Genomic DNA, 20,783 nt, shown 5'->3' on the forward strand with positions numbered 1-20,783 from the left:
CTCTTTAATCAGACGTAATTATAATTATTAATTTTTGATATAGAAAATTTGATATTTAAATAAATCGGTAGTATCCTATAATTAATAGGAGAGATTCATGACGTTTGAGTTAGATTCTAATAATCATTCTGTATTTAGTTTAAACTATCATTTGATTTTGGTTATTAAATATAGAAAAAAAGTTTTAACAAATCAAAAAATGTTATTGCGACTTAGAGAAATTGCAGAATATATTGGTAAAAGCCACAATGTAAAAATTAAGGAAATGAATGGGGAACCCGATCATGTTCATTTTTTGCTTAGAACAAAACCAAACTGTGAACTTTCTAAATATATAAATGCGATGAAATCGGCTACAAGTAGACTTCTTAAAAAGGAATTTCCTGAAATCAAAAAGAAACTTTGGAAAGAATCTTTTTGGACAACATCCTATTGTTTAATAAGTGTAGGCGATGCTCCTATAAATGTTCTGAAAATGTATATTGAAAATCAAGGTGGAGTTGAGCATTAATGATAACAACATATCACTACAGAATTAAAGATTCAGGGAAAGCAAATAGAGTGCTTTCTAAGATGTCTCGTTCTGTAAATATGGTATGGAATTTTTGCAAACAAACTCAACAAGAGGCTCTTAAAAATAAATCCGTTAAGTTAATAGATGATGATAAAGAAATTGGTATCGATATTGGAATTAAAACCCTCGCCACTTGTTCAAATGGTGAAAAGATTGAAAGGCCAAATTTAAGAAAAAATGCTTTAGCAAAAATGCGGTATTTAAAAAGATGACAAAAATTTGCACAAAGAAAACAATCAAAAAGTAAAAAATATTATTCTCTTCCAAAAGCAAAAAAAGAAAGAAAACTACATGTAAAAGTTGCTAATATAAGGCAAGACTATTTGCATAAGGAATCTACAAAACTTGTTAAAAAATGTTTCCTTATTGTTGCAGGTGATGTTCCTTGTAAATTCATGAATCGCAATAAAAAGCTATCAGGAATATCACTCGATTCAGGAATAGGGATATTTAAAAATATGTTGAAGTACAAAGCCGTTAGAGCTGCTTCAATATACAAAGAAATTTCAGAAAGAGATTCAACTCGGACGTGCTCAAAGTGTAGTGAAATACTACCACGGATCGGGCTTGGAGTAAGAACATGGACTTGTGAAAAGTGCAATACGATCCATGATCGTGATGTAAATGCGAGTATAAACATACTCAATGCATACAAGAATATGTTCTCTATCGGGCATGATAGGCCGACTCGTACGAAGAAAAATTCTAGCTAGTTTTTCTTTTGTATCTAAAGAATCCCCTTCCTCAAAAAATCGACGTTAGGAGGTTTTTAGGGAGGAGAGGATGTCAAATTGGTTATCTTATGACCTCAGCTAACTATAGCTTTGAAAATATGGATACTTGTTCCACAATGCATGGTTCACAAACAGTCGATGCTATTATAAACGGCTTTATTGATGGATTGCATTGAACAGAATTGTAATATAAAATAAACAGCTTATTATAGTTTTTATAGCTATAATATTAATTTTGCTATATAAAGAATTAAAAAGGCTGCAAATGGAACTTATATCAGTTGTTGTACCATGCTATAATGAAGAAGAAGTTATTAAAGAAACACATAGTCGACTCGCTCGTGAAGTAGAAAAAATAGCAATTAATTTTAACGTTAATTATGAAATTATTTATGTCAATGATGGCAGTAAGGATAAAACGTTACAAATTCTTCAAAGCTTAAAAAATATTCATCCTATTGGGAGTGGAAATGTCGTCATTATTTCTCTTGCGAAAAACTTTGGCCATCAAACGGCACTCACAGCAGGATTGAATTTTGCAAAAGGCGACGCCATTATTTCCATTGATGCGGATTTACAAGATCCACCTGAAGTTATTGAAGAAATGATGAAAAAATGGAAAGAAGGCATGGATGTTGTTTACGGGGTTCGCACTTCCCGAGAAGGAGAAACCTGGTTCAAACTCATGACTGCAAAATTATTTTATATCATTGTCCGAAAAATAACGAAGTTTGACATTCCATTAAATGCCGGGGACTTCAGATTGATCAGTAAAAGAGCTTTGGAAGTATTTAAATCAATGCCCGAACGCAACCGATTTATTCGCGGCATGATCCCATGGATTGGTCTTAATCAAATACCCATTTATTATGAAAGAGCATCACGATTTGCTGGGACAACAAAATATCCATTTTCAAAAATGCTAAAATTAGCTTTAGATGGTATCGTTGGATTTAGTAACAGCCCTTTAAAAACAGCTTATTATGTTGGATTTGTAATAGCATTGCTATCATTTGCATATGGAATATTTATTATATTTTATTCATTATTAAAAGGTTTTCCTGTTCATGGCTGGAGTAGCATTATGGTGACAATTCTTTTCACGGGAGGTGTTCAACTCATAACAGTCGGTATTTTAGGAGAATATATTGGAAGAATTTATGATGAAGTTAAAAAGAGACCTCTCTATATCATTGATGAACAAGAAAGCCGTTTTTAATACAAATAATAATATTTAATTACATTTCACTAAAACAACTTTTCCAGATTTATCCACAATCCGACATTGTTCAGGTAAAGGATAATTTAAAGTAAAAAATCCGTAATTATAAAAATGACTTTGTTTATCTAATATATCTATTTTAGAATTTTGAATAACTTTACTTGAAATATTTGTTCTTTCTGCAAAACACACTCCTAAAAAAGGTGCTTCTGTAATATCAGATTTAAAAACATATCCTTGATTCCAAGGAAAATCTAAATTTCTATTTTTTAATTTTATGCAGTCTGCATAAGGAGTTTCTGAAGATTCTCTTCGTTGGGCACTTAATCCTCTTAAATCAAAATAAATTATTTCATAAAAGCGAATGATAAATAAACTCACTAAAATAATCTTTATACATTTAATATATATATTTTTTCTATTTTCTAGTAACTTCCATGTTGCAAGAGCAATAAAACAGAAGGAAGGAGACAATGAATAAGCATAATAAAAATGAGCAAAACTATGTCTTCCATCCAAAATTGCGAGCAATAAAAGCTGAACTAAAATCAGAAACCATATTTTAAAATAAAGAATTTTTCTCTCTTGAAAAGAAAAATAAGAGATAATTAAAATAGAGCATATTAATCCAAATGGAAATAGAGCATGATAATTTATAAACTCAAGAAATTCATTAAAATAATAAAAATACTCTTTAAGAAAGGTTATTCCTATATCTTTATGGACTCCAAAATTTTTTGGTATTTCTCTATATTTTTCAATATAAGATAAAATTTTATAATAATATAAAAATCCAATACCCACTGCAGGAATTAACCAAATTAAATTATTTTTCTTTTGCCAAAAATTTTTATGAGCTATATATAATGGAAAAACCAATACTGAAATAGGTTTTAATAATAAACCTATAGTTGTAACTATAAATGGCTTTGCATATACATTTTTTTCCCACGTTAAACCCAGTGCTATTAAACATAATTGAACAGAAATAAAGTCAGGCATAAAGCGCCAACCAATTGGAGCAGAAAAAGAAAACATGGGAAATAAAAGCATCGCATTAAAAGCGCTCAACCCACAGACCGTAATATTTTTCCAAATTCTTAAATTAACAATAATTAATGAAATGATAATCGACCAAATAAAAAGCCCTGCTAAAACCTTCCCCCAATAAGGACCAAAATAAAAAAAAGGAGCGGTCAGAATACCGAAAAATGGAAATTCCATAGGCATAATTCCAGAACTCGCTCCGCTATTTAAAACAGCAGGCAAAATTTGAGTACCTGCATCGGACTCATAAACCCACCTTGACCAATATCGTATGGCAACAGCAAGAGTATCTGTTTGCCTGACAACATGCGGCATATCAAATGGTAAAAAACAATTAATAAAAGCAGCAATAGCTCTTGTTAATAGCAAAACAATAAGTGTTTTTTGAAAAATAGAATATTTCTCTCTGAATATGGTATAAATACTAAGCATTGCTAATCCTAATTTCAAAACAAATTAAAATATATTACAAATGTGTAACACGCGAATCAATAGATTATAAATTTTTAAACTTGTAAAGCTCCCCTTCTGCCAGAGAGATAAAAAGCTTCAGTGCCTTAGCTCAAAGAACTTCTTGTAAATCTGTGAGTTTTATATTCAGCACTCCTTTCTATACATTGAGTCCAATATATGATAGCTATTTTTTAGATATAAAGTTGATACTCTTAAATTTAAAAAAGAAAAAAAATGAGTAATTTCAATGAATAAATCTTTTCGTCATAATAATTTAAATAATTATAATATTAATTTAATTACTTATATTTTATAAAATTAATATTTTTAAATAATAATTAATAAATATTATTTGTAATTTTTTTTGGATATCTTTAAAATGGAATATTCTTAGTATTAAAGACATTTTCAATTTCAATTTTTTATTTTTTTTTAATAATTTATAATATTAATTTCTTCAAAAAATGTAATTAAAAATTTTAGGAAATAGAGTTGCAAAATTTTATAAATATATATATCAATGAACTACAGAAAAATTATTGATATATATTTAAAACATCAAATAAAAATTATATCTTACATTATAAAGATTGGATTAAAATATGAATAAAGAAATTATCGCGCCCAAATTTTTATTACCTTATTATTATTCTTGGAAAATAAGCAAAAAAAGCAGAAAATATAATGTTTGTTTTTCATATACCCTTAACAGTTTTGTAAATACTCAAAAACTGAGAGCTGCGATTGAAATTCTCGTAGAATTAAGACCAAACTTACGAGCTCATTTTAAGCTAACTCATAATTGTATTAAATATGCTGTAAATAAAAATCTTCCACCCATTTTTAAAAATATTAATATAAAAAATGAAGAAGATTATTACAAAAAAATAAATGAGCTCATGAATGAAGAACATAACTTACATCAGGGCTCACTTTTAAAATGTACTTTTATAAATCGCTTATACAATAATGATAATGTAATTTTCTTTAATATTCATCATGCCGTCATTGATGGATCTACAGTAGATAAATTCTTAGAAGATATTTGCAAAATATATAACGGCATCTGTCCTCAAAAAGAAAGCGATAATGAACATATAAATTCATTACTAAAATTATCTAAATTAGAACAGAAAATTGACGATAAAGATTTAAAAAAATACATAAATAAAGTTAATGAAATTAATAATAAAAATGAAAAATATATTTTTGATGAAAAAAGTGACATTATCTCTTCACGAGGAAAAATAGATAATGAAAAATCAATAAAAATAGAACAATTTTTAAAATATCATAATATTAGCGGATTTAACTTCTTTTTGCTATCATGGTGTATTTTTGAAGCAAAATTATTTAATAAAAATGGACTCATCGTTACTTATCCAATAAATATTAAAAATCATAAAGATGAAAATGGCTGTATGGTTAACACCATAAATTATCCATTTCAATATAACAATCAAATTAGTATTCTAAATGTCATCGATGAGTTCTTACAAAATATTCCTGTTCTTAAAAAATTACGTTATGTCAATTTTTTGGATTATATACAAAGTAATGATATTAATAATAGTCATTTTACAAATTCACAGTATGCAAAATTCAAGCCACTGGAGTTAGAAAATGAAATTTATAATCCTATAACTTATCCTCAAATGGCAAACTCAGCTTTTGGAATGAAATATATGTGTGATGGAAGGAATTTTTATTTTTTAAGCGATTGCTATAAAGATATTTTACCAGAAAATATTTCAAAAAATTTATGTCATCGATTTATAAATTTCATAGAAAAATTAATAAAAAATCCACAAAAAAACCTTTCAAATATAGATATTCTATTTGAAAAAGAATATTATAAAATTGTGTCTGATTTTAATAAAACAGAAAAAGCATATACAAATAATAAAAGTATTAGCAAAAAATTTGAAGATATTGCTGAAAAATTTAGCGATAAACTTGCCGCTATTGACGAATTTAAATCTTTTACGTACTTAAAATTAAATCAACTAGCCAATCAGCTTGGTAGAACTTTAATACAAAAAAACATCAAACAAACCGATATTGTACCTATTCTTATTGATAACAGAATAGAAATGTTAATTGGAATATTGGCCGTTTTGAAAGTCGGAGCAGCATATTTGCCCATTTCACATGACACCCCCTTAGAAAGAATAAAAAATATATTAAATGAAAGCAATTCTAAAGTCATGCTCAGCATTCCCAATCTAAGTATAGAACTAGAGAATAATATTCATATTATTAATTTATTTGATCAAAATAATTTCCACGAAAATACTTCAAATTTAGATATTAGCGTTTCTGAAAAAAATGCGGCTTATGTTATTTTTACTTCAGGATCCACAGGAAAGCCAAAAGGTGTTGTCATTGAAAACAAATCTATAATTAATTTAATTGAATTTCTAATGAATAAATGCAATATATCTGATAACGATAATATATCTAAATATTCTTCTTTTAGTTTTGACGCATCTGTTATCGAGATATATACTACGTTATTGAGTGGAGCAACTCTGTATTTTGTTCCAAATGATATAAGAATTGATGTTCATAAAATAAATAGTTATTTTAATTTAAATAATATTACATTTTCATTTTTACCCACACAATTTGCTGAAATTTTTACGTCCTTAAATAATTATTCTTTAAAAAATTTAATTATTGGAGGAGATAAAATGAAAGTTTATAATAACATAAATTATAACTTGATAAATGCCTATGGACCAACTGAAGCAAGTGTATGCACTACAGTATTTGATGTTAATAAAAATTCAAAAAATATTCCTATAGGTAAACCAATTCAAAATGCAAAAGTATACATCTTAAATAAAGATCTTTCACTTTGTCTCAATAATACTGAAGGAGAAATATATATTGGAGGTGAAATATTAGCACAGAAATATTTGAACAATGAAAAATTGACAAATGAAAAATTCATTCCAAACCCCTTTCAAACCTTAGAAGAAAAAATTCAAGGGATAAATGCTCGAATTTATAAGACGGGTGATTTAGGTAAAATAAATGATGATTATAATCTTTTAATAACAGGAAGAAGCGATTTTCAAATTAAAATTAATGGATTTCGCATTGAATCGGGTGAAATTGAAAATCAAATGCTCCTTATAAATGAAATTAGAAATGTCTGTATAATAGATTTTAAAGATAAAAGTGATCAAAAATACCTTTGCGCTTATTATGAAAGTAACAATATATTGGATACAGATTATTTAAGAAATTTTCTAAAAAAATCATTGCCCTATTACATGATACCAAGAGTATTTCAACATATGAATTTCTTTCCAATCAATAACAATGGAAAAATTGATAGAAAAAAATTGCCTGAACCTAATCTTAAAAAGTACATTTCAAATAATAACATAGTTCCGAAAAATGAAAAAGAAATATTAATCGCAAAAATATTTAGTGATATTTTAGAAATTGACAACCTAAGTACATCAGATGATTTTTTTCAATTAGGAGGTAATTCATTAAAAGCCATTCATTTGACCTCTAAATTGCAACAATACTTTGATGTCGATGTATCTAAAGTATTTATTTTTCGAACCATTCAAAATCTTTCAAACTCTTTGGCTTATAAAAATTGAATGAGTAAAAAATTTAAATTTTAGATAAAAAAAAGACTCTATGTAAGAGTCTGTTGCAATAATCACCTTGCCACTTTAGTGTGCTGAGGAGCCGCTTAAAAANNNAACTCGCGACCCTCTGCTCCCAAGACAGATGCGCTACCACTGCGCTAACCCCCGACTCAGTGAAACGATACTTGCCACATAAAATTTTTAAGTGCAAGCTCTGAGTCTGATTTTTTTGTTTTCTTTCGGTTTATTTTTTTAAAATAAATAATAACAAGGGGTTATAAGTGTCTCAGGAAGTTGTTGGAGTCCTTTCGAAGGTGATTTTTGAATCGGATAGGGGTGATTTCCTTGTTGCAGAGTTTATCAATGCCCAATCAGCTAAAAGATTTAAAGCCTCTGGCAAAATCCAACTCTCTCCCAAAGCCGATGCCAAGCAACGCTACCGGCTCATAGGACAATGGGAAAGCACTCCAAAATATGGAGAAACCTTCGTAACCATTTACACGGAAGCCACCAGACCCACAGAGCTTTCCGGAATCGCACCCTATTTAGCCAATAATGTGAGGGGTGTGGGAGAGGTTACAGCAAAAAAACTTGTGGAATCTTTACAAATTAAAGATCTGGACTCCTTAGTGACAATCTGTCGCGATGAAAAAGAAAAAATATTTCAATTTTTTGGGGAAAAGAAACGTAAAATCGCTGAAAATGTGGTGACATCTATGGTCACCGATGAAGTTTTCCGAAATGTGATGATTTTTTTGCATGAACACAATATCCCACCTCGTTTTGCCAAGCGAATTTATGAAAAATATGGTTCTGCTTCATTAACAAATTTGCTCGAGAATCCATACCGTCTCATTGCTGATTTTAGGCAAGTGGGTTTTTTACGCGCCGATGCCATTGCGCAAAAACTAGGTTTGCCGAGCACATCCCCTTTTAGGCTTGAAGCGGCTTTTGTCTATGCTCTTGAAACAGCTCAAGAAGAAGGCCATTGTTGTCTTCCTCGTGATTTGCTCGTGGATAAATCACGAGACCTTTTGGGCGCAAAAACAGACCCCACATTTTCTCGAGAGTTTGTATTGGAACAACTCCGTAAAATTTACAAGAAAAATCGTGATGAAAAGAAAGAAACCTTTCTCATACGAGAATCTGCTGCTTTTCAAAAAACCACACCTGAAAATAGCGTGCCTGAAATTTTATTTTATTTACCAGAAGTTCTTCGTATGGAAGACGAAGTCGCAGGATTTATTGCGGGTCTTTTAAATAATCAATCAGCCTTAGAGCATAAAGAAAAATTGGCACAACAAGAGGTGGAAAGCGGTGAAAAAACTTTTGAAGAAATATTTCCTAATTTACCTTGGGAAAAGCTATCAGACGAACAACAACTTGCTGTTAAAATGAGTTTAAGTTCTCGATTTATGGTGTTAACCGGAGGGCCTGGCTGTGGCAAAACCTTCGTTCTAAAAGCAATCTATGGCATTCAACGAGCTTTGAACAGGCGTGTGGCGCTTTGTGCCCCGACAGGTTTAGCTGCAAAAAGAATGAGTGCATCCATTGGTGAACTAGCGAGTACTTTGCACAAACTTCTTGGCCTAGGTAAAAGGCCGCAAGAAGAAACGCAAAATGTGATTGAAGAACTGGAAGGAAGCACAACAGCCCTAGAAAATGTCAACGTGGTCATTGTTGATGAAAGTTCCATGCTAAGTCTCGATCTATTGCACTCCCTACTGTCTGCATTGGGTGCCCATAGAAGACTGATATTGGTTGGAGATGTGGATCAATTGCCAAGCGTAGGAGCGGGTAATTGTCTACGCGATATTATCAATTCAGGAAAAGTTCCAATTGCGCGTTTGACAAAAATATTTAGACAAAGCTCGGAAAGTCCCATCCCGCTTGCGGCGCGTGATATTATTTCTGGAATAAAACCGGAATATAGTTACGTTAGCAGAATATCTTCTTTTCCTAGAGCAGAACCATTTGCATTTATTCCTTGCTCACAACAAACATTTTATGAAGTTTTATTACCTTTTTTATGTCAAACAGTAGCAAATATTTATAACCTCGATCCTATTAAAAATTCACAAATATTAGTTCCTATGCGCAGAACGGAAGTCGGTCAAGAAAACATTAATAAAATAATGCAAAATCATTTAAATCCTGCTTCACCCGATAAAAATGAATGCTCATTACCTTTTGGTGGAATATTAAGAGAAGGTGACAAAGTCATTCAAACAAAAAATAATTATGAACTTGATGTTTATAATGGTGATTTAGGTTATTGCAAGAGTATCACTAAAACAAAAGAGAAATTAGAAGTTATTATTGAATTTAGTGATCGCATTGTTACTTATGAAGATGATGAAGTTGATGATCTGCAACTTTGTTATGCCATGACAGTACATAAGTCCCAAGGCTCTGAATTTCCGCTATGTATTATCCCTATGTTTGGCGTCTATTATACAATGCTTGATAGAAATTTACTTTATACCGCAATAACGAGAGCTAGTAAATTTGTAATTTTATTTGGTGAAGATTGGGCTATTAAAAAGGCTATTGGAAGTCAAAATACAATTAAAAGGTTTACATTTTTAGATATTTTATTAAAGGAGTTTATAAATTAAATCTCATCTAAAATATTTCTTTATTCTCCATGAGTTAATTTTTTCATCTAGACTCGTCAATTTCACCGTCTAAAAAGCAGCATTGAACTACTCTACATGTTACGTTATTCTCTTCTACGAATAACTGTCAAATGCAATAAGTAAATTATTAGAGTAACAAAACTATGTGGATTATAGAACTTGCCTTACGAAGACCCTATACCATAGCTGTCAGTGTTATTTTAATTTTTTTACTTGGTTTAATTACTTTACAAAGAATGATTATTGATATTTTTCCAACCATTGATATTCCTGTTGTCAATGTTCTTTGGAACTACCCTGGATTAACACCAAATGACGTAGAAAGACGCGTTATTTTTTTAGCGGAACGCGCTTTTACAACAACAGTCAATGGCATATCAAGACTCGAATCAACATCAATTCAAGGTTTAGGAATACAACGAATTTACTTTGAGGATGGCACAGATATCGGATCTGCTATCGCACAAATATCTGCCGTTTCAAATACGGCATTACGCTCTATGCCACCAGGTATGACATCTCCTGTTATCTTAAAATTTAATGCCTCAAATGTACCTGTTTCACAGCTCACGCTTTTTAGCGATAGCTTAAAAGAAGAACAAATATTCGATTATGGGTTAAATTTTTTAAGAGTGCAATTGTATACCTTACCAGGTATTGCCATCCCAGCACCTTATGGTGGTAAACAAAGACAAATTAGCATAGATCTCAATCCCTTTTTATTAGAATCCAAAGGACTCTCACCGCAAAATATAGTCGAAGCCTTACTTGCCTCAAATATCATTGCCCCTGCAGGCAATGCGCGCATTAATAATTACGAATACAGTATTTTGATGAATTCAAGTCCCGATATTTTGAGTGAATTTAATAAAATTCCCATTCGTGTATCCAATGGTGCTGCTTTAACCATGAAGGATATTGGCACAGTAAGTGACTCTTTTGCAGATCAAACAAACATTGTCCACGTCAATGGAAAAAGAGCATCTTATTTAAATATTTTAAAAAAAGCAGGAGCATCCACATTAGATGTGATCAATAATGTGAAAAAGAAAATTCCAGATTTACAATTAATCGCACCAAAAGATCTTAATATGAGATTAGACTTTGATCAGTCTGTCTTTGTTAATGCTGCCATTATGAATGTTTTAACAGAAGCTCTTATTTCATCAGGACTTGTTTCGTTAATTATTTTGATTTTTTTAGGAAGTTGGAGAAGTGTGATCATTGTATGCACTTCTATTCCTACTGCTATTTTCGCGGCAATAATTGTTTTATTTATCACAGGTAATACAATAAATATTATGACTCTGGGAGGGTTATCTCTAGCCATTGGCATGCTCGTTGACGATGCTACTGTAGCTATAGAAAATATTCATCGCATCAGAGCATTAGGAAAACCATTAACTATTTCTATTTTAGAAGGTTCAAGTCAAATAGCCCTCCCCGCCCTCATGGCAACGCTTGTCATTTGCATTGTATTTTTTCCTGTTGTTTTATTAACTGGTCCTTCTCGTTTTTTATTTATTCCCTTAGCCCTATCCGTTGTTTCATCAATGCTTGCTTCATATGTTCTCTCACGAACACTTGTTCCTTTATTATCACAGATGTTACTTAAAACGGAAGATCCCCATCATGATGAAAGAAGTTATTTCAATAATCTCTTTAAAAAATTTCAAGATAATTATGGAAAATTTTTAACTTTATGCTTGAAAAATAGAAGTTTTATTTTATGGATTTGCCTTGCTTTTTTAATAATAACGAGCTGGATTCCTTTCATTATAGGTACAGATTTTTTTCCAAATACAGATGCGGGAATTATGAAATTGCATTTCCGCGCTAAAGCCGGGACTCGCTTAGAAGCAACAGAAAAACAAGTGTATATTATTGAAAATAAAATTCAACAAATAGTACCTAAAGAAGAACTTCTTACAATAAACTCTTTAATTGGAGTACCAATATATTTTAATCTTGCTTTTGTCCAAACTGACAATATTGGACCTATGGACGCAGAAATTTCTATTGCATTAAAAGAAAATCATAAACCATCAATTGAATACATGAAAGAAATTAGAAAATATATTGCAACAAATTTTCCTGAATCAAGCTCATTTTTTCAACCAGCCGATATTATTAATCAGGTTCTTAATTTTGGACTCAGTGCTCCTATTAACATTCAATTTGAATATTCCGATGTTTACAAATCCTATGATTTTGCAAAAATATTAATTCAAAAGTTAAAATCTGTTCCAGGAATTGAGGATATAGCATTAAAACAAATTTTCAATTACCCCGCTCTCTTTGTTAATGTCGATCGCATTAAAGCGGCGCAACTTGGGATAAACCAAAGAGACATTTCCAATAGCATGCTTGTTTCTTTATCTTCTAGTTCACTGGTTGCACCTTCCTTTTTCTTAAATCCTTTAAATAATGTGAATTATAATGTTGTTGTAAAAACACCTTTAGATAAACTCTCTCGAGTTACAGAAATATTAAATACACCCATAACAGGATCGGGCGGAATTTTAGATAGTAACTTAACGTCAACATTTCTTAATCAACCAAATTCAAATGCGAATAAAATAAAAACAGTACCATTAGGTAATTTAAGTACTGTCACAACAACAGAAACATTAGATGCGGCATCTCATTTAAATGTACAAAGAGTTGTTGATATATTAGCAACACCCGAAGGAAGAGATTTGGGATCAGTCATCAAGGAAATCGAAAAACAAATAAAGAGTTTGGGTGAGCTTCCTAAAGGTATGAAAGTAACAATAAATGGCCAAGGACGAGTTATGAAGGATGCCTTTTCAAAACTCTCTGTAGGATTGGTTCTAGCCATAGCATTGGTATATTTACTTATGGTCGTCTTATTTCAGTCATGGCTTGATCCTTTTATTGTTATGATTGCCGTGCCAGGCGCCTTATGTGGAATTCTATGGATGCTTTTCATCACAGGAACGACAATAAATGTAGAATCTTTTATGGGCGCTACTATGGCTGTAGGCATCGCATCTTCCAACGCAATTTTACTTGTAAGTTATGCAAATGATGTCCGCGTTGAAAAAGGTCTTTCAGCATTAGCGGGCGCCTTAGAGGCTGCAAAAACAAGAATAAGACCTGTGCTTATGACAGCTATTGCCATGATCATTGGCATGTTACCTTCCGCTTTGGCACTTGGTGAAGGCGGCGAACAAACAGCACCCTTAGGAAGAGCGGTCATAGGAGGTCTCCTCATGGCAACAATTGTTACGTTAGTCATAGTCCCAATCATATACTCATTATTAAGAACGAAATTACCACAAAAATATCTACTAGATGAACGTTTGAGAAAGGATAAAGAAGGATAATGCCACTCTTCAATGCTCAAACTAAAATTAAAATAGTTTTTTTATCAATAATATTATTTTTTTTAATAATATTTATTGCAATTCTAGTTAATAAAAATTTATCTCTTAGAACATCTGAAGTCTCTAAAAAAGAAGAAATTGATAAGGGAATTCGAGTTAAAACCACAAAAATATCATTTTCTCCTGCTGAAAGAGAACTATATTTAAACGGAGAAACACGCCCCTATCAATCCGTTACGTTATACGCTAAGGTCAGTGGCTATCTGAAGAAAATTAATGTAGATAAAGGTGACATTGTAAAGCAAGGCCAGGTCATCGCCATTATAGAATCACCTGAAACAGATGAAGCCTATTTAGCAGCTTACGCAAACTACAAGAATAAAAGTTCTATTGCAAAAAGAACAATACAGCTTGAAAAAGAAGATTTAGTTTCAAAACAAGAATCGGAACAGGCTGTTTCCGATGCAAAAATTGCGGAATCGCAATTCCATGCTCAAAAAGTAATAAAAGGGTATGAAACAATACGAGCTCCCTTTCCGGGCACAATTACAGCTCGATTTGCCGATCAAGGTGCTTTAGTACAAAACGCAGAGAATTCACAAAGCAGCGCGCTCCCAATTGTTACCTTATCTGAAGTCAATAAACTCCGCGTTGATGTCTATATTGATCAACATGAAGCTCCCTATATTCAAAAAGATGATCCTATTCTAATCGAATTTAATGGAGTACAAAAAAAGAAAATCTTAGGTCATATTGATAGACTCTCAAATCAATTAGATACTAAAACAAAAATGATGCTCGTTGAAATTGATATTCCAAATGCAGATGGTGCATTAGTTGCAGGAAGTTTTGTACATGTAACAATTAAAATTAAAACTCCGGTTACCATGACACTCCCCGTTGAAGCATTAATTCTCCAAAAAGATAAATCTTTTGTTGGCGTGATATCACGTGAACAAAAGATTATTTACCGGCCTATTACAATTGAAAATAACGATGGGAAAATGATTTCAATAAATGGAGATTTAAAAGAAGACGAAGTCATTGCCTTAAATATTGGTTCAGACATTCCTGAAGGAAGCAAAGTTCAGCCTATATTAGACAAAAAGTGAGAGTGTGTGAATAAAAATTCTATTATAAGAAAATTAATAAATTTCACATTTTATTTTATGATGATACAAAATAATGTTTATTGTATAGAATTAACAGGTATTGATTTAGATAAAGACAAATCTAATTATAATCTTGACTTAAATTATTGTATTAAATTAGCAACTAAAAATGCAATTGATATTTTAAAGCAAAAGAGCAGCGTTGAGCTCAATGGGGCAGAAGTTTTAAAAAGTTATGCCAGTTTTTTGCCAAATTTAACTTCACAAGCAAGTTATAATTATACAACGGGAACTCTATATACAACAACGGCAACACCGGCATTTATTACAGGAGATGGCACTTTTTCAGCAATTACCATTTCCAGTGACTTTAATATCTTTAATGGATTTTCAGATTATGCAAGTTTAAATTCCTATTTACTTAAAAAAGATTCTTCCGAATTAACTCTTACAAGAGTAAAACAAAAAATTTCTTTAGATATAGCGCAAAGCTTCTTGCAAGTGATTTTAGATAATAAAATGATTGAAATTGCAAAACAAAATTTTGAAGAATCACAAGCAAGAGAAAAATTATTAGAAGCACAAAGTCGTGTGGGTTCCAAAAGTATTTCGGATTATTATTTGCAACAGGCTCAGACAAGTTCAGCTGATTCCTTTTTACAAACATCAGAAAATAAATTACGCAATGATGAATTGATTTTATTACAAAAATTAAGACTTGACATCAAAAAAAATTATAAATTTATTGAAATAAACCTAAATAATTTACAAGAAGATAAAAATTTTGAAAATGAAAGTCAACTTATAAAAGTTGCATTGAATAAAAGAATAGATTTAAAATCTATCAATAAATTAAAAAAATCTGCAGAATATGATGTACAGAATACTCAATCAGGATATTTACCAAAACTTGACTTTGTAGTAAGTACCACTTCAACAAGTTCCTACTTAAACACACAAACCGTTAACGGAATTAATGTTGTTCCCCCTTCACAAAGCCCTATAACTGATCAATTATCAAATCAAGTTAAATATTATATTGGAATAAATTTTACCTGGAATATTTTTGATCGCCTAGTTACCTATGCAAATGAAAGTCAATCTCGCACAATGGCTTATCAAATAAAATTAGATGAAGAAAATTTATACAATCAAATTATCGTTGATGCGAGAACAGCATTTGGCAACTATAAACTCGCCTTACAAAATCTTGATTCCTCCTATAAAGGTTTATTTGCATCCGAAAAAGCATACCAAGTCATGTCAGGTCGCTATAAAGTAGGATCGGCAAGTTTTGTCGATTTGAGTACAGCACAATCCACTCTTGTCCAAGCGCAGTCGACACGCGCACAGGCTCTCATCAATTTTAAGTTGCAAAATTGGAATGTTAAATATGCAACAGGTGAGCTCGAAGTACTTTGAATAAAATAAGTATTATAATTTTTTATAAATTTTTATTATTATTTAAAAAATAAAATATATTTTATTGCAATCAAGCAGAACTAATGATAATTATTTTTTCTAATTATATATTACTTTAAATTCCATGCAAAGGGGTTTGCTATGACTAAAATAAAATTTATTAAAATTATTTCGTCCTGCATTTTTACGATCATTTCATTGAACTCAAATGCAAGTTGTCCTGAAGTAACTCAATTGAGATATGCAAATGACAATTCTATTTATGCGCAATCAAATAAAGGCACATGGAGACAGCTTATAAATACCGAAACAGTAAACTCGAATCAAATTCAATTAGATCGTTTATTTGTTTTTTATATTTTAGGGAACGGCTATAATTCAATAATTAATTACAGTGCAAATATACATAATATTTATTGTGGATATAAAGATTTAAACAAGAATTATATTATCCTTAAATCACCAGAAAATCAACGCTACCGAATTTCAATGCATCAAGACCACTCAACTCAGGATTTTTGGAAACAGAGTAAGGAAAATGAATTTGTATGTTTAAAAGACGTCAGAAGATCAAATTACCAAACACTCTCTAATCAATGTGAATTTATGGCGAATTAATTTATTTACTTTTGCTAAAAAAACTATAAATAATATCTTCGACATGCTTAGGATGTTCCCAAAAACAAGAATGCCCTGTGTCATTAAAAAAGATACTAACATCATTAAAATACTCTCGAATATAGCTCTTGTGAAAACCAGGATCATTTTCACCAATAAGTAACTTAATTTTATCTTTATTTTTTTCTACACATTCTTTTGGACTAACTCCCTCGAAATTCATGATCGAATTCATAACATATTCACGCATAATCCCACTTGAACGAAGGACAGAATTTAATATTTTTTGAATATGAATTTTGGAATGGTCACAACTTTCTTGAATTCCACCAAAATCCAAATAGAATTGAGCTTCTTCAACAGTATAATTTTTTTTAAATAATAAATGAGTTGATTCATTAAAAATATATACATTTTCAAAATTATTTTCTTTATATGAAACAGGAGGATATCCATCTAGTATGATTTTTTGAACCCCTGAAAAATTTTCTAATAACTGTAAAGCTACGGCACCCCCCAATGACCATCCATAAATAAATAATTTTTTTATATCTAAAAAATTTAATAGCTCAATCAGCGAATCGGCAAAACCAGGAATAGAATACGCAATATGAGGATCAATTGCGTCATCGCTCTTACCATGGCCAAGGAAATCAATAGTAATAATGCGAAAGTCATTTTTTAAAGTTTCAATTTGTCTATAAAAAACATCTTTAGATAAAGAAAGACCATGAATAAAAAGAATTGTTACTTTATTGCTTTTATTATCACAGTATGATATTTTTCCGTAACGTGATTGGTAATCAATATTATGCATAAAATTATTTTCTCTAATATTATTGTTTTTTTTGCAAAAATTAATTCTAATTGCAGAAAAAAAAGTTTAATAAATATTTAAATAACTTTTTACTTATTTATCAAAAAAAATAAATTTAGTCAAATGGAGTCAAGAATGAAAAAAAATAGACCAAGCGATACCGCAATCATTATTTCTAAGAGCATAGCACTTGCATCTGGAAATCCACACTTAAAATCAATTGTTGATCCTAAAGCTTTAGAATTAAATTTTAAATTTTTAGAATCAGCTATAGGTTGGCAATCAAATCTGTTTAAAAGTTCTGGCCGATATTCTTTGACTAAATTTTTGTACAATTTTCTTGAATCAATCACATTACCTGGAATTCAACTACATTATTTGCTAAGAAAACTTCAAATTGAAAAGCTGGTTTTAGAAGCAGATAAAGCATTAAATGGATTAAAGCAAATTGTTATTATTGGAGGAGGAGCCGATTCATTAGGCATCCGTCTGGCGGAAGCAAAACAGAATATAAACGTATTTGAGATTGATCATCCCGCTACTCAAATAATTAAAAGTAAGGCATTTAAAAATTACGCAACCGATGGGATTAAAAACTTTTATTTAATGCCAGTAGACCTTTCAAAAATTGATTTGCAAGATGCTTTAATAAACACACATCATTTTAGTTTTAATAAAAAAACAGTATTTGTTGCTGAAGGGGTTTTTCCTTATCTTCCAATACATGTTGTAACGAAAACATTAAAAATAATGAATTTATTTCCTAATGAAAGTGCACAGTTTATATTTACATATTTATCACCGAATGATAATGGAAATTTAAAACTTTCAAATGAATCAAAAATTGTATCTTTTTGGCTTAAAATTAAAAAAGAACCTTATTTATGGGGATATCAATCAAAAGAAATTGATAATTTATTATTGGAATTGAATTTTAAACCTGGAAATCATTATATAACAGATTCTTTAAAAGATGATTATTTTAAACAAAACATATATAAGTATAAAGATATACCAAAGGGAGAAATTATCACATTTTCACGAAATTAAATTTAATAAATTATCAAAGAATTTTCATATTTAATAAAAGGGATTTTTCCATTTAATTCTGGCTGAATATCATTAACTTTTTCAATTTTAAATTTAACAGTTTGATCAATATTTAATTTTTTAAGATAATCTTCAAACGATTCTTTGCATTTTTGAATCCCCTCATCATCACCCACCAGTAATGTTTTAAAGCAATTATGACCTATATGCATTTGTGCTTTAATAATTCCTGAAGTAAAAATTGTAATTCCATAAAAGCTCAAATATGCTATTTCAATTTTATCACCACTATTATTTTTAAATTCTAAAGGCTTATAACTTCTTCCCTCTACGCCATTAAATATTTGTTCACCTTTTTCATTTATGTAATTTAAAGCACAGTCTCCAATATCATAACGAATAAACGGTTGTGTCCTGTTTATAAAATTTGTAACAATAACTCTACCTAATTTTCCCGCAGATGCTGGCTTATTATCATTATCGAGAATTTCAATGTGACATAAATTCGGGAAAATCATATATGGTTTTTCATTTCGTTTAAGCCCCATATTAAAACACTCTGAGGCATTATATGAATTTATCAATTTACATTTAAATATCTCTAAAATTAATTTTGTATTTTCATCTGATAGAACTTCACCCGATAAAATAATTAGCTTAGGATTAATTTTTAATTTCCCGTTTTTTTTATGACTTATAAGAGATACAAATATTCCTGGATAAGAAATAATTTGCTCAGGCATAAAATTATTTAATTGCTCAATTATATTATCAACTGAATCTAAAATAGATATTTCTTTTCTATTGTAAATTGATTGTGGACAATTTCTAAATATAGAAATACCTGCACCACGCCCATTTATTAATCCTATTAATGCAATTTTAATTTTTTTTCCAAATAAAAATTTAAATGACTTTGAACCGTAAATAAATGAGGTAAAAATAATTTTTCTAAAATCAATTAATGAATTTGAAACTGGAAATTTTGTACCGAGACTTCCTGATGTTGCATAGCATATATAATTATTTTTATATAACTCTGGCGATTTTTCGTCATAAATATATTTAAAAATTTCATCTTTATTTAAATCTTTTACGGTATACACTTCATTAATATTTTCTATTATTTCTTTTTTACTTATTACTGGAATTTTTTCAAAAGTAATAGTTGAAAGGTCATTCTCAAAAATACCATGATCATTATAAAATTTTCTATAAAAACTCGAATTAAAATAGGCATATTTACATATTTTTCTTAATTTATAAATTTTTATTTTATTCAATGCCCAATTTTTAATTTTTGGATTTATTTTTCCAACTAAATTAATAAATTCAATCAATATAATTTCAAAAAAAATGGAAATTAAATACATTTTTTAGGTCCCCGTAGTTCTGATATTTTTCTTTAATCATACTATAACATAAGCATAAGCAATCAAGCCGAATTAAGTCTTAATTTTAATATATTTATTTATTAAAAAATAGAATTATTAACAAAATTTTTTCATACTTTATTTATTTTTTAATATAAAATTTTGAATTAATCACATTTTTTATAAAATATTTAGAGAAATTAAAATATATTTTGATGAAAAAATATATAAAAAATATTACAAAATAAAATTAGAAAAGCTTCAATCTCTCAAATAATGACAAGTATATCCACCAGGATTTTTTTGTAAATACTTCTGATGATACTCTTCCGCAGAATAAAAATCTTTATAGGGAACAATTTCAGTTACAACAGGATTTTTCCATTTTCCCGATTTATCCACTTTATTTTTAATTTTTTCCGCTATCAATTTTTGCTCAGGGGAATGATAAAAAACGGAAGAACGATATTGAGAGCCCACATCATTGCCCTGCCTGTTTAAAGTTGTAGGATCGTGCAGTCGAAAAAAATATTCCAAAATATTTTCAAACGTGATGACCTTTGGATTGTAATGAATTTGAATCGCTTCGGCATGCCCTGTTGTCCCTGTTTTCACTTGAGCATATATGGGATTAGAGGATTGTCCACCACAATAGCCAACTTCTGTTTTATGAACTCCATTTAATTTCAAAATAAGTTCTTCAACTCCCCAAAAGCATCCACCGGCTAAAGTTGCTAACTCTGTATCCATAAATGTCC

General features: G+C 30.0%; 14 protein-coding genes and 1 pseudogene. 11 read left to right on the top strand and 4 right to left on the bottom strand.

Going from position 1 to position 20,783, the window contains the following annotated elements; all coding sequences use genetic code 11:
* The first annotated feature begins 97 nt into the window (after positions 1-97).
* The 4 genes and pseudogenes from tnpA to AXG55_RS10315 all read left to right on the top strand — a co-directional run bounded on the left by tnpA (position 98) and on the right by AXG55_RS10315 (position 2,527).
* Positions 98-511, top strand: coding sequence for an IS200/IS605 family transposase (gene tnpA / locus AXG55_RS10300; protein WP_148698040.1), 414 nt, complete (start codon positions 98-100; stop codon positions 509-511).
* Positions 511-786 (top strand): transposase, encoded by a 276-nt coding sequence (locus AXG55_RS10305; protein ID WP_148698041.1) that lies wholly within the window; start codon positions 511-513, stop codon positions 784-786. The genes tnpA and AXG55_RS10305 overlap by 1 nt, the downstream gene beginning before the upstream one ends.
* A 69-nt stretch (positions 787-855) precedes the next feature.
* Positions 856-1,287 (top strand): annotated as a pseudogene (locus AXG55_RS15180) (RNA-guided endonuclease InsQ/TnpB family protein); the annotation flags it as partial.
* 286 nt (positions 1,288-1,573) lie between these two features.
* Positions 1,574-2,527: a glycosyltransferase family 2 protein gene (locus AXG55_RS10315; protein WP_148698043.1), complete on the top strand. Its 954-nt coding sequence runs from the start codon at positions 1,574-1,576 to the stop codon at positions 2,525-2,527.
* Between the two features lie 15 nt (positions 2,528-2,542).
* Here AXG55_RS10315 and AXG55_RS10320 read toward each other — a convergent pair whose 3' ends face one another.
* Entirely contained in the window at positions 2,543-4,009 is a 1,467-nt protein-coding gene (locus AXG55_RS10320; protein ID WP_148698044.1) for a hypothetical protein, read from the bottom strand.
* 623 nt (positions 4,010-4,632) lie between these two features.
* On the opposite strand from AXG55_RS10320, the gene AXG55_RS10325 reads away from it, so the two are divergent.
* From AXG55_RS10325 to AXG55_RS10350, 6 genes are all read left to right on the top strand, one after another.
* Positions 4,633-7,653, top strand: coding sequence for a non-ribosomal peptide synthetase (locus AXG55_RS10325; RefSeq protein WP_148698045.1), 3,021 nt, complete (start codon positions 4,633-4,635; stop codon positions 7,651-7,653).
* A gap of 272 nt (positions 7,654-7,925) precedes the next feature.
* Entirely contained in the window at positions 7,926-10,262 is a 2,337-nt protein-coding gene (recD2, locus tag AXG55_RS10330) for an SF1B family DNA helicase RecD2 (RefSeq protein ID WP_148698046.1), read from the top strand.
* Between the two features lie 164 nt (positions 10,263-10,426).
* The gene (locus AXG55_RS10335) at positions 10,427-13,633 is read left to right on the top strand and encodes an efflux RND transporter permease subunit (RefSeq protein ID WP_148698047.1); all 3,207 of its coding nucleotides are present in this window, start codon (positions 10,427-10,429) and stop codon (positions 13,631-13,633) included.
* Positions 13,633-14,745 (top strand): efflux RND transporter periplasmic adaptor subunit, encoded by a 1,113-nt coding sequence (locus AXG55_RS10340; RefSeq protein ID WP_148698048.1) that lies wholly within the window; start codon positions 13,633-13,635, stop codon positions 14,743-14,745. The genes AXG55_RS10335 and AXG55_RS10340 overlap by 1 nt, the downstream gene beginning before the upstream one ends.
* Before the next feature lie 6 nt (positions 14,746-14,751).
* The gene (locus tag AXG55_RS10345) at positions 14,752-16,167 is read left to right on the top strand and encodes a TolC family protein (RefSeq protein ID WP_148698049.1); all 1,416 of its coding nucleotides are present in this window, start codon (positions 14,752-14,754) and stop codon (positions 16,165-16,167) included.
* 141 nt (positions 16,168-16,308) lie between these two features.
* The gene (locus tag AXG55_RS10350) at positions 16,309-16,785 is read left to right on the top strand and encodes a hypothetical protein (RefSeq protein WP_148698050.1); all 477 of its coding nucleotides are present in this window, start codon (positions 16,309-16,311) and stop codon (positions 16,783-16,785) included.
* A 1-nt stretch (position 16,786) separates the two neighbouring features.
* Here the strand turns inward: AXG55_RS10350 and AXG55_RS10355 are convergent, their stop codons facing one another.
* Complete coding sequence (locus AXG55_RS10355; RefSeq protein ID WP_148698051.1) at positions 16,787-17,602, bottom strand: alpha/beta hydrolase; 816 nt, start codon at positions 17,600-17,602, stop codon at positions 16,787-16,789.
* Positions 17,603-17,737: 135 nt separating this feature from the next.
* Here AXG55_RS10355 and AXG55_RS10360 point away from each other — a divergent pair, with 135 nt between their 5' ends.
* A complete protein-coding gene (locus AXG55_RS10360) occupies positions 17,738-18,652 on the top strand; it encodes a class I SAM-dependent methyltransferase (protein WP_233231148.1) in 915 nt (304 codons plus the stop codon).
* A gap of 2 nt (positions 18,653-18,654) precedes the next feature.
* Here AXG55_RS10360 and AXG55_RS10365 read toward each other — a convergent pair whose 3' ends face one another.
* Positions 18,655-20,025 carry a phenylacetate--CoA ligase family protein gene (locus AXG55_RS10365; protein ID WP_148698053.1) on the bottom strand — a complete coding sequence of 457 codons (1,371 nt, stop codon included), beginning with the start codon at positions 20,023-20,025 and terminating at the stop codon, positions 18,655-18,657.
* A 261-nt stretch (positions 20,026-20,286) separates the two neighbouring features.
* The gene (gene msrA / locus AXG55_RS10370) at positions 20,287-20,775 is read right to left on the bottom strand and encodes a peptide-methionine (S)-S-oxide reductase MsrA (protein WP_148698054.1); all 489 of its coding nucleotides are present in this window, start codon (positions 20,773-20,775) and stop codon (positions 20,287-20,289) included.
* Between the last annotated feature and the right edge of the window lie 8 nt (positions 20,776-20,783).

The sequence above is a fragment of the Silvanigrella aquatica genome (assembly GCF_001907975.1).
GTDB classification, from domain to species: domain Bacteria; phylum Bdellovibrionota_B; class Oligoflexia; order Silvanigrellales; family Silvanigrellaceae; genus Silvanigrella; species Silvanigrella aquatica.